Consider the following 15,821-nt stretch of genomic DNA (forward strand, 5'->3'; position numbering starts at 1 on the left):
AGACGCGCCATGTCGCCGTTGCTGAAAATCCGCGCCGAACGCGACCAGATGTCGGCCATCGAGCGCCGCATCGGCGACTTCTTGCTCGAGAACGCACACCTGCTGCGCGACTATTCCTCGCAACAGTTGGCCAACGCACTCGGCATCAGCCAGTCGAGCGTGGTCAAGTTCAGCCAGAAGCTGGGGTTCAAGGGCTACCCCGACCTCAAGTACTCGATCGCCCAGGATTTGGCGCGCGATGGCGAAACCACCGGCCTTGCCGTGGACGAGGCGCGGTACGACGGTCCTCACGCCGCGTTGGCCGGACATCTGTGGCAGTTGAAGGCAAAGGCGGAGGCCGAGACCCGGCTGATCAATCCATCGGCACAGATCGACGCGGTCGCCAGCGCGATCCAGGTGGCCGGCAAGGTCTTCGTCATCGGCCTCGGCGAAGATGGCATCCCTGCACGCGCGTTCGCCACCCGGCTTTCGATGCTGGGTGTGCTGACGGTGCACTACGTCGATGCCGTGCTGATGCAGGCCGGCGCCTCCAGTGCTGCGCCTGGTGACGTGCTGCTGGTGTTCTCCGAGCGCGGCCGGCAGCCGGTCCTGTGCCAGATCAGCCGGCGCTTCCGCCAACATGGGGGCAAGGTGGTGTCGGTCACCCGCCACACCCCCAACCCGTTGCGCGCGCTGGCCGACGTCGCACTGCTGGTGGCGGCGCACGATGAGCGCCGCCATGTCGAACCGTTGCTGTACCAGTCGGCGCTGCAACATCTGCTTGACCTGATCTTCGTGATGGTCTGCGATGCCGATGAGGAACGGCGGCGATGGTTCGACCTCAATGCCGAACAGATGCACGATCTGGAGGACTGACCTTGCCACGCCGATGCGCCCCCGTGACTGCCTCAAGAGGATGGCCGATGCCTGCCCTGTTTCGCGCCGCTCTTCCGCTGCTTGCCGCTGCCACCCTGGCCGCCTGCGCCAGTGGTAGCCTGACGTCCCCGCCGTCAGCGTGGGCCGATGCCCGCCAGCTGGTGCTGGTCACCACCGCCGACTGGGATGCGGACCATGGCCAGCTGCGCCGCTACGAACGCGCCGACGGCGAGCGCGAGTGGCATCTCGTGGGCGAGGCCAGCCCCGTCATGGTGGGCCGCACCGGTTCGGCCTGGGGCATCGGACTGCACCCGATGCCTATCGGCGGTCCGCAGAAGCGCGAAGGTGACGGCCGCGCGCCCGCTGGCGTGTTCCACATCGGCACCGCATTCGGCTATGCCGCGGACGCAACCACCGCTTGGCCATACCAAGCGATGCAGGCATCGGACTACTGCATCGATGTCAGCGATTCGCCGCTGTACAACCGCATCGTCAACGCCAACGCGGTAGGGACCGCGGCCGTCGCCGGGTCCACCGAACCGATGCGTCGCGACCTGCACGCCGACGGCGACCAGCGTTACCGTTGGGGTTTCGTCATCGAGCACAACCCGACCCACCGCGCTGGTGCGGGCAGTTGCATCTTTGCCCATCTGTGGAAGGCCCCCGGCGAAACCACCGCTGGCTGCACGGCGATGGCGGAGCCGGCGATGCAGCAACTGCTGGGCTGGCTGCAGCCGACGCATAAGCCGGTGTTCGTGCTGTTGCCGCTGACGGAGTTTGGTGAGCTACGACAGGCATGGGGCTTGCCCCGACTTGAAGGCAACCGGTGAACGCGGTGATGCCGCGTTCCGCCTCTCTCTGGAAACACGCCCCAGTGGCCCACCTTCGCTGAAACAGGAGCAACCGTGTCGACCACCTCCCGTGTACTTCTCGGTCTCTTCCTCGGCGCCGCGATCGGCCTCCTGTTGGCCTGGTGGGACCCCGCTGTCGCAGCCCGGACCGCCGACCTCATCCAGCCGGTCGGCCGGCTATGGCTCAACGCGCTGCAGATGACCGTGGTGCCGCTGGTCGCGGCGTTGGTGGTGATCGGCGTCAACACCGCGAGCGACGCGGCTGCTTCCGGCCGTACCGCCCGCCGCGCCATCGTGACCTTCGTGGTGCTGCTCGGCGCAGGGGCGGCCTTCGCCGCGATCGTCGCGCCGCTGTTGTTGTCGCTGCTGCCGCGCCAGCCGGGGCTGGCCGAGTCGCTGCGCGCCGCCACCGACGCCTCGGCCCAGTTGAGCGTGCCGCCTACGCTGTCGGACTGGTTTGCCTCGGTCATTCCCAGCAACGCACTCGCCGCCGCCGCACAGAGCGCAATGCTGCCCTTGGTCGTGTTTGCCCTGTTCGTCGGCTTCGCGCTCACCCGGATCGAGGTTGGGCGCCGCGAACGGCTGCTCGAACTGGTGCAGACGGTGGCCGACGTGATGATCGTGATCGTACGCTGGGTGCTATGGGTCGCGCCGCTGGGCGTGTTCGCGCTGGTGCTGGCGGTATGCGCGCGCGTCGGCAGCAACATGCTCGACGCGTTCGGCTATTACATCCTCCTGCAGTGCTCGCTGTATATCGCCGCCACCTTGATGCTGTACCCGGTCGCGGTGGTCTTCGGCGGCGAACAGGCGCGACGATTCGCGAGTGCAATCCTGCCCGCGCAGACCATTGCCGCCAGCACCCAGTCCTCGCTGGCCTCGCTGCCGGCGATGATTGAAAGCGCCCGCAATCGCCTGGGTCACCCGCTCGGCGTGGTGTCGCTGGTGTTGCCGATGGCCGTGTCGCTGTTCCGCATCACCAGCCCGATCCAGTACCTGGGCGTGGCCATCTTCATCGCCTGGGCCTACGGCGTGGACCTCAGCGCAGCGCAACTGGCTACCGGCGCGGCGCTGGCGGTGGTGGTGAGCATGGGTTCGGTTGGCCTCCCCGGCCAGGTCAGCTTCATGGCCACCAACATGCCTGTCACCCAGGCCATGGGCCTGCCGATCGAACCGCTGGGCCTGTTGCTGGCGCTGGACACGATTCCCGACGTGTTCGCCACCGTCGGCAACGTCACCGCCGACCTGACCGCGACCAGCGTGGTGGCACGCCCATTGCCGCAAGCGGCACCGGAAGAGGTTGCCGGCGCCGAGGAGAAATGACGTCGTCTCCCGACGCTCCGCGGCGCGAATACTTATTCCAACAAGAGCACAGCAAGGAATAAAATATTGACCAAGGTCGATGGCCTGTGCTAAATCGGCCAGACACGTGATGACTGAAGTGTGACACGCGACTTGGGAGAGGTCGCGTGGAGGGGAATTCTTCTCACGCCCGGCCGCCCCTTCGCGGCGCTGGGTGTCAGGGGCACCGGTCAGGCAGTACGACACCGATGCGTGATGCACGCGCCCGCTCCCCGCACGCCGGGAACCGGCGGCCGCGCCGCTGCGATTTTTCTGACTGCTTCAGCGTTTGCCCGTGTCCCACCCTCGGTCCAGGAGAGAACGTTCCATGTCCGTTCAAGCCCCGCTTCCCAAACGCCACCGCCTCGCCACGGCGTTGCTGGCGTCGCTTTGCATGCCCGCCGCTGCCATGGCCCAAAGCGCGCAGGGGGCGTCCGGCCCAGGCCAGGCAACGGACCTGGACAAGGTCACCGTGACCGGCTCGCGCATCAAGCGCACCGATGTAGAGACGCAACTGCCGATCACCACGATCCAGAAGCAACAGATCGACGCGCTTGGCATCACGTCGGCCGAACAGTTGCTGATGCACCTCAACATCGCCGGCAATTCGTCGGACAACCTGGCCAGCAACGGCGGCATCGTCAACGAGGAACAGCGCGGCAACAACGGTGTCTCCGGCGCCAATCTGCGCGGCCAGGGCGCCGATGCCACGCTGGTGCTGCTCAACGGCCGCCGCGTGGCCACCCACGGCCTGAAGGGGCGTGCAGTCGATCTGAATTCGATTCCGTTTGCCGCCCTCGATCGCGTGGAAGTGCTACGTGACGGCGCTTCCGCCATCTACGGCACCGACGCCATCGGCGGCGTCATCAACTTCATCACCCGCACCGATTACACCGGTGCCGAGGCCTCGGCCTTCGCCGACGTGACCGAGGCCGGTGGCGGCAACATCTACCGCGCCAACCTGTTGGCCGGCTGGGGCGATATCGACACCGACCGCTGGAACGTGTTCGGCACGGTCACCTACAAGAAGAACGAGGTGCTGCGCGGTACCGATCGCGATTTCTCGAACACCTTCCAGCCCGATCGCGGGCTGTCGCCCGACACCCGCGGTACGCCGTTCGCGACCGTCTTCAGCCTGGGCACGACGGGAACGGGAGCCAACACCCTCATTCGTGGCGGCCAGATCGACCCGCTGGACGGCTCCCGCCAGACCGCCATCAACATCCTCAACCTGCCCGGCGCCGCCGGCTGCGAGAGCGGCGGCGACATGATGGGCCCGTATGGCTACCGGTTGTGGAACGTGCCGACCTCGCGCTACGCCTGCGCCTGGGATTACCCGGCGGCCGCCATCATCCAGCAGCCGCAGGACAGCGTGGACTTCATCGGCCGTGCCACTTTCAAGCTCAGCGACAACCACCAGGCCTACATCGAACTGATGGGGTCGGAGGTGGACGTCAAGAAGACGTTCGAGCCGAACCAGATCTCGTCCAGCACGTCGTCCGCGGCCACATCGCTTGGTCCGGTCACCTGGTACCCCAGCACCGGCGCGGCCTACAACATGATCTACGACGCGCTGGCGGCGTACTTCGGTGCGGCCAACCTCAACTATGGCGCCCCGATCGCCTACCGTTGGCGTTGCATTGCGTGCGGCCCACGCCAGATCGAGACGAACACGCGCTCCTACCGCCTGCTGGCGGCGTTCGAGGGCACCTTCGGCAAGTGGGACTACAACGCGGGCGTCTCACGCGCCTCCAGCAAGTCGGAGTCGACGCTGGCCGGCGGCTACCACTACACCGATGAGCTGCGACAAATCCTGGGCAGCGGCCTGCTGAACCCGTTCCTGCTGCCGGGGCAGAGCCAGACGCCGGAAGCCATGGCGGCGCTGCAGGCCGCCTCGGCCACGGGCGTGATGCTGTACGGCGGCGAGTCGATCATGACCCAGATCGACGCCACCCTCTCAGGCGGGCTGGGCTTCTCCCTGCCGGGCGGTGAAGTGCTGGCCGCCGCCGGCGTGGACCTGCGCCGCGAGGAGTTCAAGTTCGATGGCGACTCGCGGGTGAACAAGCGGCCGATCTTCAATGCACCGTTCGACGAATCCAACATCCTCGACGACGTCAGCCGTGACGTGAAGGCCGTGTTCGCCGAGTTCCTCCTGCCGGTGTTCGACAGCCTCGACGTCACCCTCGCCGGCCGCTACGACCGCTACGACGGCTTCGGCAGCACCACCAATCCCAAGGTGTCGTTCAAGTACCAGCCGATCGAAGCGTTGGCATTCCGCGGCGCCTACAGCACGGGCTTCAAGGTGCCGTCGTTCAACCAGTTGTTCAATGGCGTGACCGAAACGCAGTACACCGGCCTGGACCTGGCGGACCCGGCCACCTGCCCGGGCGGCGTGGCCAACGCCAACATCCCCGGCTGCGAGACGATCCGCCCGGACGAGTGGTTTGGCGGCAAGGAAGACCTGGCGCCGGAGGAGTCCACGCAGAAGAGTTTCGGCGTGGTGTTCGCACCCACGGACTGGTTCAACCTCAGCCTGGACTGGTGGGAAATCGAACGTGAGAACACCATCCGCTCGGCACCGCGCGACATCCTGATCCAGTACTACGACGCGTTCTCGGCCAACTGGATCCGCGATGCCAATGGCGAAGTGATCGCCATCGACCGTCGCTACATCAACTCCGGCGGCAGCCTGATGCAGGGCATCGAGCTGGACGGCAACCTGATGGGCGAGCTGGCCGGCGGCAACTGGCACCTCAACCTCAACGGCAGCTACATCGACACCTTCAAGACCAAGGGACTGGAGACGCTGCCCTACAGCGACAACCTGGTTGGCGACTACGTGCGCTATTACAACCTGCCCATCAAGTGGAAACACACGCTTTCGTTCGCATGGCGGCGCGGTGACTGGTCGCACAGCCTGACCCAGGTGTACCGCGACGGCTACAACGACGAGTTGCCGGTGAGCGTGCGCAATGGCACGTACATTCCGCCGGAGTGGGACTCGACGGTGTCCAGCTACACCACCTACAACTACAGTGTTAGCTGGAGCGGCATCGACAACATGACGGCCACGTTCGGGGTGAAGAACCTGCTCGACGAGGACCCGCCGTTCACCGCCCACCAGAACGATTACGCGGCAGGCGCCGCCTGGGAGCCGCGCATTGCCGATCCACGTGGGCGCGCCTACACCCTGATGCTGGAGTACAAGTTCCTCTGAACCCCCAGGGGAACACGCTGGTGGCGTGGGAGGCCGGCCCGACCTGGGTGGCCTCCCGCATACGCTGGCAGGACTGGAAAAGGTGCGCGATGCGGCCGCAACCCAATGGCGGGCCAGGATGCTCCCGATGAAGCCCGGACAGTACTGCTTCGCCGTGCTTACGGCGATCGCGTTGGCGTGGCTTGGAGATGCCCGAGGGGCGCCGCACGAGGCCTCCGCCCTACCCGACGCGGCAACCATCGACCGGGCAGTCGACGACGTCGTCGAACGCTATCGGCTGCCCGGCATCGCGGTGGGCGTCGTGGCCGAAGGTGAGGTCGCCTACCGCGCGACGCGCGGCGGACTCGCGGCCGGCTCGGGCGATGCCGTCAATGCGGATAGCGTGTTCAAGATCGCCTCGCTTACCAAGGCGATGACCACCGCGGTGCTGGCGCGGCTGGTCGATGCGGGTCGCCTGAACTGGAACGATCCGGTAATCCAGTACCTGCCGGATTTCCGCATGCACGACCCTTGGGTGACGCGTCACATCCAGGTGCGCGACCTGTTGATCCACAACAGCGGACTGGGTGCCGGCGCGGGCGACCTGATGCTGTGGCCCGAACCCAATGCGTTCACTCGCGCTGACATCGTGGCCGCGCTGGCGCACCTCAAGCCGACCCATGGTTTCCGCGAACGCTATGCGTACGACAACCTGCTGTATGTCGTGGCCGGTGAAGTGGCTGCTGCGGCGGCCGGCAAGCCCTATGCACAACTGGTGCGCGAGGAGGTCTTCCAGCCGCTTGGCATGGACCGCTGCCAGGTGGGCAGCTGGTCGCGCGAGGCGGTGGGCAATGTGGCCCAGCCGCACATGCTGCAGGACGGACGGAGCGTCGTGGTGCGCGCGGACGGCGCGTTGGTGCCGGACTCACCGTCAATGGCGGCCGGCGGCATACGCTGCAGCCTGGGGGACATGCTCAAGTGGATGCAGGCCTGGCTGGATGAGCCCCACCCCAAACACCCCTGGCTGTCTGACACGCAGCGCCGCGTGCTTTGGACGCTGCACATGCCGATGCCGATATCCCAGAGAATGCGTGACTGGGACGGTACCCGGATGTACGGCTACGGCTACGGCTGGCGCGTCTCCGACGTCGATGGCGTGTGGAAGGTCGCGCACACCGGCACGCTGATGGGCATGTACGCCTCGCTGGTGCTGTTGCCCGACCTGGACACCGGATTCGTCATCCTGACCAACGGCGAAGGCGAGCAGGCCCGCACCGTACTGGAGCAGGTGCTGCTCGAGCACTTCACCCGGCGGGGCGTCGCTACGCCGGGCGTTGGCCACTACGCCGCCCTGCTGGAACAGGATCGCGCCATGCGGCCGGCGTCCACGCCGCGCGCACCGGACACCTCGGCACGTCGCCCCGCGAGCGCAGATGCCCTGCGCGACCAGCAGGGTGTGTGGCGTGATCCATGGTTCGGCGAAGTCGAACTGTGTCCGCACGAAGGCGACCTCCGGTTCCGCGCGCGCAAATCGCCACGGCTGGATGGGCGAGTGATGGAGGTAGGCAACCGCTGGCTGGTCGACTGGGACGACGCCAGCGTTGATGCCGAGCCGTGGCTGGCATTCGAAGCCGGCGATGACAAGCATCGCCGGATGAGGCTATCGCACGTCGATCCGACTGCCGATTTCAGCTACGACTACGCCGATCTGGACTTCCGCCGGGTCGCCCCCTGCGAGGATTCGCCATGACCCCCCGACTGTTCTGCTTCCCACTCGTTCGTCGGCTGCGGCCGCTGTCGGTGCTGCTGCCGATACTGCTGCTGGCCGCCTGCGCGCACGCACCGCCGCGCAATCCGCTGGCCGAGTGGGTGCCGTCGCCGAACCAGGATGAACGCCGCCCCGTGCTCGTGGTCCTGCACTTCACCGATCAGGATTCGGTACAGCAGAGCCTGGCCACGCTGCGCACCCGCAACCGGACCGGCCCCGTCAGCGCGCACTACCTGATCGGCCGCAATGGCGAGCGCTTCCAACTGGTCAGCGACACACGCCGCGCCTGGCACGGTGGCGCCGGTCGCTGGGGCACGATCACCGACATCAACTCCGCCTCGATCGGCATCGAGCTGGACAATGACGGCCACAGCCCCTTCCCCGACGCCCAGATCGACAGCCTGCTGGTGCTGCTGGAGGACCTGTGCCAGCGGCTGCGCATCCCGCGCACGCAGATCGTCGGCCATTCCGACGTGGCCCCGACCCGCAAAGTCGACCCCGGCCCCCTGTTTCCCTGGAAGCGGCTGGCCGAGGCGGGATTCGGCGTCTGGCCAGCGGAAAGCGCGCCGCCCCCGCCGCCCGGCTTCGACCCGTGGCTGGCACTGCGCGCGATCGGCTACTCGCTGGACGACCCTGCCGCGGCCGTGCGCGCCTTCCACCATCGTTTCCGCGGCCGCGAGGGCACGGAGCTGGATGCGGAGGATCTGCACGTCCTGTACGCGCTGACGGCCCCCCTGGGGACTCCCACCGCCCCCCATCCGGACGAAGGGGACGCGCCCTGACACCTGTTCGAGTGACGCCAAGCCCCTGGCGGGACACCCGGCCGCCAGTCCCGGCGACCGTACCGCGGGGTCCACAGGCCCCACCCCATCAAGGGAGTCGGGCGGATTGCCACTTCGATGCCGCGGCCCCGCCCGCGGGAATTTCCGGCCGGCGTCGGGTTCATGCGAAAATAACCGTTTGGCCCCGTAGCTCAGCTGGATAGAGCGGTCCCCTCCTAAGGGACAGGTCGCACGTTCGAATCGTGTCGGGGCCGCCATCACCCTCCGCGCCCGCCTATCCTGGCGGCGCCACGACGCATGGAGCCTGCAATGACCCACCCCGTCCTCGCCGCACTTGGCCTTGGTGCCACCGAATCCGGCACCTTCCTCGGCAACGGCGAATGGTCCAAGACCAGCGATGCCGGCGTCCTGGAGCCGATCAACCCGACCACTGGCGAGGTGCTGGGCAAGGTGCTGGCCTCGTCGCAGGCCGACTACGAGCTGATCATCGAGCGCGCCCAGGCCGCCTACAAGGTGTGGCGCACCACCCCGGCCCCGCGCCGTGGCGAGGCCATCCGCCTGTGCGCCGACGCGCTGCGCAAGCACAAGGACGCGCTGGGCTCGCTGGTCGCGCTGGAGATGGGCAAGTCCAAGCCGGAAGGCGACGGCGAAGTGCAGGAGATGATCGACATCGGCGAGTTCGCCGTCGGCCTGTCGCGCCAGCTGTACGGCCTGACCATGCACTCCGAGCGCCCGGGCCACCGCATGTACGAGCAGTGGCACCCGATCGGCATCGTCGGCGTGATCTCGGCGTTCAACTTCCCGGTGGCGGTGTGGGCGTGGAACTCGTTCATCGCCGCGATCTGCGGTGACATCACCGTGTGGAAGCCCTCGCCCAAGACCCCGCTGTCGGCGATCGCCTCGATGAAGATCTGCAACGAGGCGCTGAAGGCCGGTGGCTTCCCGGACATCTTCTTCCTGTTCAATGACGCGGGCAGCGACCTGGCGCAGCAGTTCGTGGACGACAAGCGCGTGCCGCTGGTCAGCTTCACCGGCAGCACCAAGGTCGGTCGCATGGTCGGCGAGCGCGTGGCGCGCCGCATGGGCCGTTCGCTGCTGGAGCTGGGCGGCAACAACGCGATCATCGTCGACCCGACCGCCGACCTGAAGCTGGCGATCCCGGCCATCGTGTTCGGCGCCGTGGGCACCGCCGGCCAGCGTTGCACCACCACCCGCCGACTGTTCGTGCACGAGTCGATCTATGACGACGTGCTGGGCAAGCTGGTTACCGCCTACAAGCAGGTCGAGAAGAAGATCGGCGACCCGACCGACCCGACCAACCTGATGGGCCCGCTCAACAGCCGCGACGGCGTGAACGCCTACCTGGATGCCGTGGAGAAGGCCAAGGCCGCTGGCGGAAAGATCGAAACCGGCGGCGCCGCGATCGAGGGCAAGGGCAACTTCGTGCTGCCGACGATCGTCACGGGGCTGACCAATGACGCCGAGATCGTGCAGCACGAGACCTTCGCGCCGATCCTGTACGTGATGAAGTACAGCACGCTGGACGAAGCCATCGAACTGCAGAACGCCGTGCCGCAGGGCTTGTCGTCGTCGATCTTCACCACCAACCTCAAGGCTGCCGAAGCCTTCCTGGCCGCCTCCGGCAGCGACTGCGGCATCGCCAACGTCAACATCGGCACCAGCGGCGCGGAAATCGGTGGTGCCTTCGGTGGCGAGAAGGAAACCGGCGGTGGCCGCGAGTCGGGCTCCGATGCGTGGAAGGCTTATATGCGCCGCCAGACCAACACCATCAACTACTCCGACGCACTGCCGCTGGCCCAGGGCATCAAGTTCGACCTGTAAGCGATGTACGGACTCGCGCGCCCCTTCCTGTTCCGCCATGACGCCGAGACCGCGCACGGTCTCGGTCTCAAGGCGCTGGACTTGGCCTACCGCACCGGGCTCAACCCGCTGGTGGCGCGCAGGCCCGATCCGCTGCCGACCAAGGCGTTCGGCCTGACATTCCCCAACCCGGTCGGCCTCGCCGCCGGGCTGGACAAGAATGGCGAGCACATCGACGCGCTGCTGGCACTGGGCTTCGGTTTCGTCGAGATCGGCACGGTCACGCCACGCGCGCAGCCGGGCAATCCCAAGCCGCGCATGTTCCGCATCCCGGAGCATCGCGCGGTGATCAACCGCCTGGGCTTCAACAACGGCGGCGTGGACGCGCTGGTGCGCAACGTGGAGAAGGCACAGCGCCGCAACGGGCTGCTGGGCATCAACATCGGCAAGAACAAGGACACGCCCAACGAGGCGGCCGCCGGCGACTACATGTACTGCCTGTCGCGGGTGTATCCGCTGGCGGACTACGTGACGGTCAACATCTCCTCGCCCAACACCGCTGGCCTGCGTGAACTGCAGGAAGAGCAGGCGCTGCGCGAGCTGGTGAGCATCCTGCGCGAGGAACAGGAGCGCCTGGCCGCAAAGCACGCGAAGCGCGTGCCGATGCTGGTCAAGGTGGCGCCGGACCTGAGCGACAGCGACATCGATGCGGTGGCGCGGGTGCTGGCCGACCTGGAGGTGGATGGCGTGATCGCCACCAACACCACCATCTCGCGCGTGGGCGTGGAAGACTCTCCATTAGCCGCCGAACAGGGCGGTCTGTCCGGCGAGCCGCTGCTGGGGCCTTCCACCATGGTGCTGCGCAAGCTGCGCACGCGCCTGCCGGAGTCGATCCCGCTGGTGGGCGTGGGCGGCATCCTGTCGGGTGCCGATGCGGTGACAAAGATGGCCGCCGGGGCGACATTGGTGCAATGCTATTCCGGGTTGGTGTACCGCGGCCCGGCGCTGGTGGCCGAGTGCGTCGACGCGATCCGTCGCCGCAAGGAGGCGCCCGCCAGTGGTGCCCCGCCCAAGGCCGCGTAAAGTCCGCACATGACCGACACCTCCCGCATCGTCCGCGATGCTTCCCTGCGCGAGCGCAACACCTTCGGCGTGGAGGCAACGGCGCCGTGGCTGGTGGAAGTGGCCGACGCCGCACGGCTACCCGAGGTACTGCAACGCCCCGAGTTGGCTGCCGGCTTGGCGCTGGTACTGGGCGGTGGCAGCAACCTGCTGTTTGCCGGCGATCCGGACGGCGCCGTGCTGGCGCTGACGGGCCAGCATGTGACAGTGCTGGAGGATGGCGATACGGCCATCGTCCGCGCCGACGCCGGCGTGCAGTGGCACAACTTTGTCATGCACACCCTGTCGATGGGGTTGTGTGGGCTCGAGAACCTGGCCCTGATCCCGGGCACCGTGGGCGCGGCCCCGATCCAGAACATCGGCGCCTACGGGGTCGAGGTGCGCGAGTTCGTGCATGCGGTGGAGGCGTTCGAGCCGGCCACGGGTGAAGTGCATCGCCTCGATGCCGCCGCGTGCCGGTTCGCTTATCGCGACAGCCTGTTCAAGCACGCACCGGACCGCTACCTGGTCACATCCGTGGAGTTCGCCCTGCCCCGCCAGCCGGTATTAAGGCTGGATTACGCGGGCATCGCCGAGGAATTGGCGACGATGGGCATCGCGCAGCCCACGCCCACGGATGTGGCGGAAGCGGTGATCGCCATCCGCCGCCGCAAGCTGCCGGACCCCGCGGTATTGGGCAACGCGGGCAGCTTCTTCAAGAACCCCATCGTGCCGGCGGCCCAGGCCGAGGCTCTGAAAGCCGGGCATGACAGCCTGCCGATGTTCCGCGGCGGCAGCGATGACACGCGCAAGCTTTCCGCCGCGTGGCTGATCGACCAGTGCGGCTGGAAGGGCTATCGAGACGGCGATGCGGGCGTCGCGGCTTCGCATGCACTGGTGCTCGTCAACCATGGCCAGGCCACCGGCGCACAGCTGCTGGACCTGGCACGACGAATCGCGGCGTCGGTGCATGAGCGGTTCGGCGTGGCCATCGAACCCGAGCCAAGGGTGATCGGCGCGACGTGGTGAAGGGCCCCACCAACCCGCACCTGCGCGCCGCGCTGCTGATGATGGGCAGCACGGTGTTCTTCGGGTTGATGGCCGTCGCTATCCGGCTCGCATCGCAGACCCTGCACACATTCGAGATCGCGTTCTTCCGTAATTTCTTCGGCGTGATCGCGGCCCTCCCGCTGCTGTTGCGCCATGGGCCGGACCTGCTGCGCACCACGCAACTCCCCCGCTACGTGGTGCGCTGCGCCGTCGGCGTGTTGTCCATGTTCTGCGGCTTCTGGGCCATCGGCCACCTCCCGCTGGCGCAGGCGGTGTCTCTGTCCTACTCCACCCCCTTGTTCGTGACCATCGCCGCCGTGCTGATGCTGGGCGAGCAGGTGCGCGCGCGGCGCTGGGCCGCCGTGGTGCTTGGATTCGTTGGCGTGCTGGTCATCGTTCGCCCCGGCAGTACCAACTTCAGCACCGGTACCTTGATTGCCTTGTCGGCGGCGGTCCTCAGTGGCCTGGTCTCGATTCAGATCAAGCAGCTCTCCCACACGGAGCCCGCGGACCGGATCGTTCTCTGGACCACGCTGCTCTGGGTGCCGATGTCACTCGGGCCCGCGTTGTTTGTGTGGGAATGGCCACGTGGCATCACCTGGCTGTGGGTGGCGGCAGCCGGCGTACTCGGCACCAGCGGACACATGCTCTGGACGCGAGCGCTGAAACTGGGTGACGTATCGGCGCTTACACCGATCAGTTTCATGCAATTGCCCATTGTCGCCACATTGGGCTACCTGCTGTTCGACGAACAGGTCGATCGCTGGACCGCCATTGGCGCGGGCATCATCTTCACCGCCAATGCCTACATCGCCCATCGCGAGGCGCAACTGGCGCGACGCGCGGCGACCACTGGTCCCGTGCAGGCGGCCAAACCGGGCGAGTGATCGCTCTCCCTTGGAGCGCTGCCAACCACGGGAGTTAGCTGAAGCGCCCAGCCGTCCATCCGTGCCAAGGATCGTGCCGATGGAATGCCACGAGATAGCACGAGACAGCCCACGCACAGCCGAATGCCCATCCGGCCAGCACATCGGATGGATAGTGCACGCCCATGTAGGGTCGTGATACGCCCACCAGCAGCGTGAAAGGCACCATGAGCACCAGTACCGGCACGCGCCAGCGCGTGCGCCACGCCAGCAGCGCCAGCACCAGGGTCAGCGACGCGGTGGCCGCCGCATGCCCGCTCGGAAAGCTGTAGCCCGAATAGCGCCACAGCGGCTCCCAGAGGTCCGGCCGGGGCCGGCCAAACAGTGCCTTCAACTGTCCGTTGAGCCAAAGCGACCCACCCAGTGCCACCAGGGCAAATGCCCCTTCGCGCCAACGTCGCCGTAGCAGCAGTGCGATCACGAGAAGCAGGTCGAACGGCACGACACCATGGCTGTAGCCGAGATGGCTCATCCACAGGATCGCGGCGTCCCTATGCGGCTCGGCCCAGGCACGCAACACGTGCATGGCCGCCACATCAAAGCGAAGCGGCTCACCTCGAATCCCCCAGAGCGCCAGCGCTGCGAAGATGCAAAGCGGAACCAGCAGCCCCATGACCGCCAGCAGGACGCGACGTCGCCGACGAGTGGGATTCGACGAATGCAATGCGGTCTCCTGTCATCTTGCGGAGTCGCCGCCGCCCCGGCGGTCACACGCGGAATGATCTAGTCCAAGGCACCCTTGCCAGCGCCTGGGTCAGGCGCGCGCCCCATACCGTCGTTCAACGTAACGGTCGATGATCGCCACGAACTCATCGGCAATACCTTCGCCGCGCAGGGTCACGGTCTTCTCCCCGTCCTCGAACACCGGCGCCGAAGGCGCTTCGCCCGTGCCGGGCAGCGAAATGCCGATGTTGGCGTGGCGCGATTCGCCGGGACCGTTGACCACGCACCCCATCACGGCCAGCGTCAGGTTCTCCGCGCCCGGATGGGTCACCTTCCACTCCGGCATCTTCGCTCGCACATGCTCCTGCACCTTCTGCGCCAACTCCTGGAAGAAGGTACTGGTGGTGCGTCCGCAGCCCGGGCAGGCGGTGACCATCGGGGTGAACGCGCGCAGGCCCATGGTCTGCAGCAGTTCCTGCGCGACGATCACTTCGTTGCTGCGCGCCTGGCCCGGCTCAGGCGTGAGCGAGATGCGGATGGTGTCGCCGATGCCTTCCTGCAGCAGCACGCCCAACGCCGCGCTGGAGGCAACGATGCCCTTGCTGCCAATACCGGCCTCGGTCAGGCCCAGGTGCAACGCGTAGTCGCCGCGACGGGCAAGCTCGCGATAAACCGCGATCAGTTCCTGCACGCCCGACACCTTGGTGCTGAGCACGATGCGGTCGGCCGGCAAGCCGATCTCCACGGCGCGCGCGGCCGAATCCAGCGCGGAGCGGATCAGCGCCTCGCGCAGCACTTCCGCGGCGTCCTTCGGCTGGGCCAGCTTGTGGTTCTCGTCCATCAGCTGCGCGGCCAGCGCCTGGTCCAGAGAACCCCAGTTGGCGCCAATGCGCACAGGCTTGCCGTGCTTGATCGCCAGTTCGATGAGGGTGGCGAACTGGCTGTCCTTCTTCTTGCCGAAGCCGACGTTGCCCGGGTTGATGCGGTACTTGGCCAGTGCCTCGGCGCAGGCCGGTTCGGCAGTGAGCAGCTGATGGCCGTTGTAGTGGAAGTCGCCAATGATCGGCACCGAGATGCCCATCATCGCCAGCTTGTCGACGATGCGCGGCACGGCGGCCGCGGCTTCAACCGTATTGACCGTGACCCGCACCAGCTCCGAGCCCGCGCGCCACAGTTCCGCCACCTGTTTCGTGGTGGAGGCGACGTCCGCGGTGTCGGTGTTGGTCATCGACTGCACCACCACCGGCGCGCTGCCGCCCACGCTCACGCCACCGATGACGACGGAGCGGGTGTGGCGGCGCGGCATCGGACCAAAGGCGGGAACAGCGCAGGGCTTGGGGGCTTCGGAGTTCATCCGGGTATTGTAACGCTCCGACCTGCCAGCCCTCCCTGCGGCTCTCGGCCTGCCGGTCGATGCGTGACCCCGCGTGCCACGTGCGGTAGGGTGTGCTGCCGTCCGCCCGAAGCGCC

Annotated in this window: 12 protein-coding genes and 1 tRNA gene; 11 read left to right on the forward strand and 2 right to left on the reverse strand. The window is 67.1% G+C overall.

Annotated features, from left to right (window positions below; translation table 11 throughout):
• Positions 1-9: 9 nt before the first annotated feature.
• The 11 genes from N800_RS07125 to N800_RS07175 all read left to right on the forward strand — a co-directional run bounded on the left by N800_RS07125 (position 10) and on the right by N800_RS07175 (position 13,649).
• The gene (locus N800_RS07125) at positions 10-855 is read left to right on the forward strand and encodes a MurR/RpiR family transcriptional regulator (protein WP_036136446.1); all 846 of its coding nucleotides are present in this window, start codon (positions 10-12) and stop codon (positions 853-855) included.
• A 47-nt stretch (positions 856-902) separates the two neighbouring features.
• Positions 903-1,685 (forward strand): L,D-transpeptidase family protein, encoded by a 783-nt coding sequence (locus tag N800_RS07130; protein WP_036136448.1) that lies wholly within the window; start codon positions 903-905, stop codon positions 1,683-1,685.
• 75 nt (positions 1,686-1,760) lie between these two features.
• On the forward strand, positions 1,761-3,026 hold the full coding sequence (locus N800_RS07135) for a dicarboxylate/amino acid:cation symporter (protein ID WP_036136449.1): 1,266 nt from the start codon (positions 1,761-1,763) through the stop codon (positions 3,024-3,026).
• Positions 3,027-3,372: 346 nt separating this feature from the next.
• Positions 3,373-6,261, forward strand: a complete 2,889-nt coding sequence (locus tag N800_RS07140; RefSeq protein WP_036136452.1) for a TonB-dependent receptor — start codon at positions 3,373-3,375, stop codon at positions 6,259-6,261.
• Between the two features lie 127 nt (positions 6,262-6,388).
• Positions 6,389-7,990, forward strand: a complete 1,602-nt coding sequence (locus tag N800_RS07145; RefSeq protein WP_084087322.1) for a serine hydrolase — start codon at positions 6,389-6,391, stop codon at positions 7,988-7,990.
• Positions 7,987-8,790 (forward strand): N-acetylmuramoyl-L-alanine amidase, encoded by an 804-nt coding sequence (locus N800_RS07150; protein ID WP_052107993.1) that lies wholly within the window; start codon positions 7,987-7,989, stop codon positions 8,788-8,790. Before N800_RS07145 ends, N800_RS07150 begins: the two co-directional genes overlap by 4 nt.
• 180 nt (positions 8,791-8,970) lie before the next feature.
• Positions 8,971-9,047 (forward strand) — tRNA-Arg (locus N800_RS07155).
• Between the two features lie 52 nt (positions 9,048-9,099).
• Positions 9,100-10,632, forward strand: a complete 1,533-nt coding sequence (gene amaB, locus N800_RS07160) for an L-piperidine-6-carboxylate dehydrogenase (protein WP_036136455.1) — start codon at positions 9,100-9,102, stop codon at positions 10,630-10,632.
• Positions 10,633-10,635: 3 nt separating this feature from the next.
• The gene (locus N800_RS07165) at positions 10,636-11,694 is read left to right on the forward strand and encodes a quinone-dependent dihydroorotate dehydrogenase (RefSeq protein ID WP_036136457.1); all 1,059 of its coding nucleotides are present in this window, start codon (positions 10,636-10,638) and stop codon (positions 11,692-11,694) included.
• Between the two features lie 9 nt (positions 11,695-11,703).
• Complete coding sequence (gene murB, locus N800_RS07170) at positions 11,704-12,741, forward strand: UDP-N-acetylmuramate dehydrogenase (RefSeq protein WP_036136459.1); 1,038 nt, start codon at positions 11,704-11,706, stop codon at positions 12,739-12,741.
• A 20-nt stretch (positions 12,742-12,761) separates the two neighbouring features.
• Positions 12,762-13,649, forward strand: a complete 888-nt coding sequence (locus N800_RS07175; protein WP_036136525.1) for a DMT family transporter — start codon at positions 12,762-12,764, stop codon at positions 13,647-13,649.
• Positions 13,650-13,683: 34 nt separating this feature from the next.
• On the opposite strand, the gene N800_RS07180 is transcribed toward N800_RS07175, so the two are convergent.
• Both N800_RS07180 and ispG read right to left on the reverse strand, forming a co-directional pair.
• Positions 13,684-14,301 carry a phosphatase PAP2 family protein gene (locus tag N800_RS07180; protein WP_052107994.1) on the reverse strand — a complete coding sequence of 206 codons (618 nt, stop codon included), beginning with the start codon at positions 14,299-14,301 and terminating at the stop codon, positions 13,684-13,686.
• A gap of 141 nt (positions 14,302-14,442) precedes the next feature.
• A complete protein-coding gene (gene ispG, locus N800_RS07185) occupies positions 14,443-15,705 on the reverse strand; it encodes a flavodoxin-dependent (E)-4-hydroxy-3-methylbut-2-enyl-diphosphate synthase (RefSeq protein ID WP_052107995.1) in 1,263 nt (420 codons plus the stop codon).
• Between the last annotated feature and the right edge of the window lie 116 nt (positions 15,706-15,821).

The organism is Lysobacter daejeonensis GH1-9 (assembly GCF_000768355.1).
GTDB classification, from domain to species: Bacteria; Pseudomonadota; Gammaproteobacteria; order Xanthomonadales; family Xanthomonadaceae; genus Aerolutibacter; species Aerolutibacter daejeonensis.

Excerpts from the sequence above, each read along its gene's own strand:
- amaB (WP_036136455.1), top strand. The coding sequence starts at position 9,100 with ATGACCCACCCCGTCCTCGCCGCACTTGGCCTTGGTGCCACCGAATCC.
- N800_RS07180 (WP_052107994.1), bottom strand. The coding sequence starts at position 14,301 with ATGGGGCTGCTGGTTCCGCTTTGCATCTTCGCAGCGCTGGCGCTCTGG.
- N800_RS07125 (WP_036136446.1), top strand. The coding sequence starts at position 10 with ATGTCGCCGTTGCTGAAAATCCGCGCCGAACGCGACCAGATGTCGGCC.
- N800_RS07140 (WP_036136452.1), top strand. The coding sequence starts at position 3,373 with ATGTCCGTTCAAGCCCCGCTTCCCAAACGCCACCGCCTCGCCACGGCG.
- ispG (WP_052107995.1), bottom strand. The coding sequence starts at position 15,705 with ATGAACTCCGAAGCCCCCAAGCCCTGCGCTGTTCCCGCCTTTGGTCCG.
- N800_RS07150 (WP_052107993.1), top strand. The coding sequence starts at position 7,987 with ATGACCCCCCGACTGTTCTGCTTCCCACTCGTTCGTCGGCTGCGGCCG.
- N800_RS07165 (WP_036136457.1), top strand. The coding sequence starts at position 10,636 with ATGTACGGACTCGCGCGCCCCTTCCTGTTCCGCCATGACGCCGAGACC.
- N800_RS07145 (WP_084087322.1), top strand. The coding sequence starts at position 6,389 with ATGAAGCCCGGACAGTACTGCTTCGCCGTGCTTACGGCGATCGCGTTG.
- murB (WP_036136459.1), top strand. The coding sequence starts at position 11,704 with ATGACCGACACCTCCCGCATCGTCCGCGATGCTTCCCTGCGCGAGCGC.
- N800_RS07130 (WP_036136448.1), top strand. The coding sequence starts at position 903 with ATGCCTGCCCTGTTTCGCGCCGCTCTTCCGCTGCTTGCCGCTGCCACC.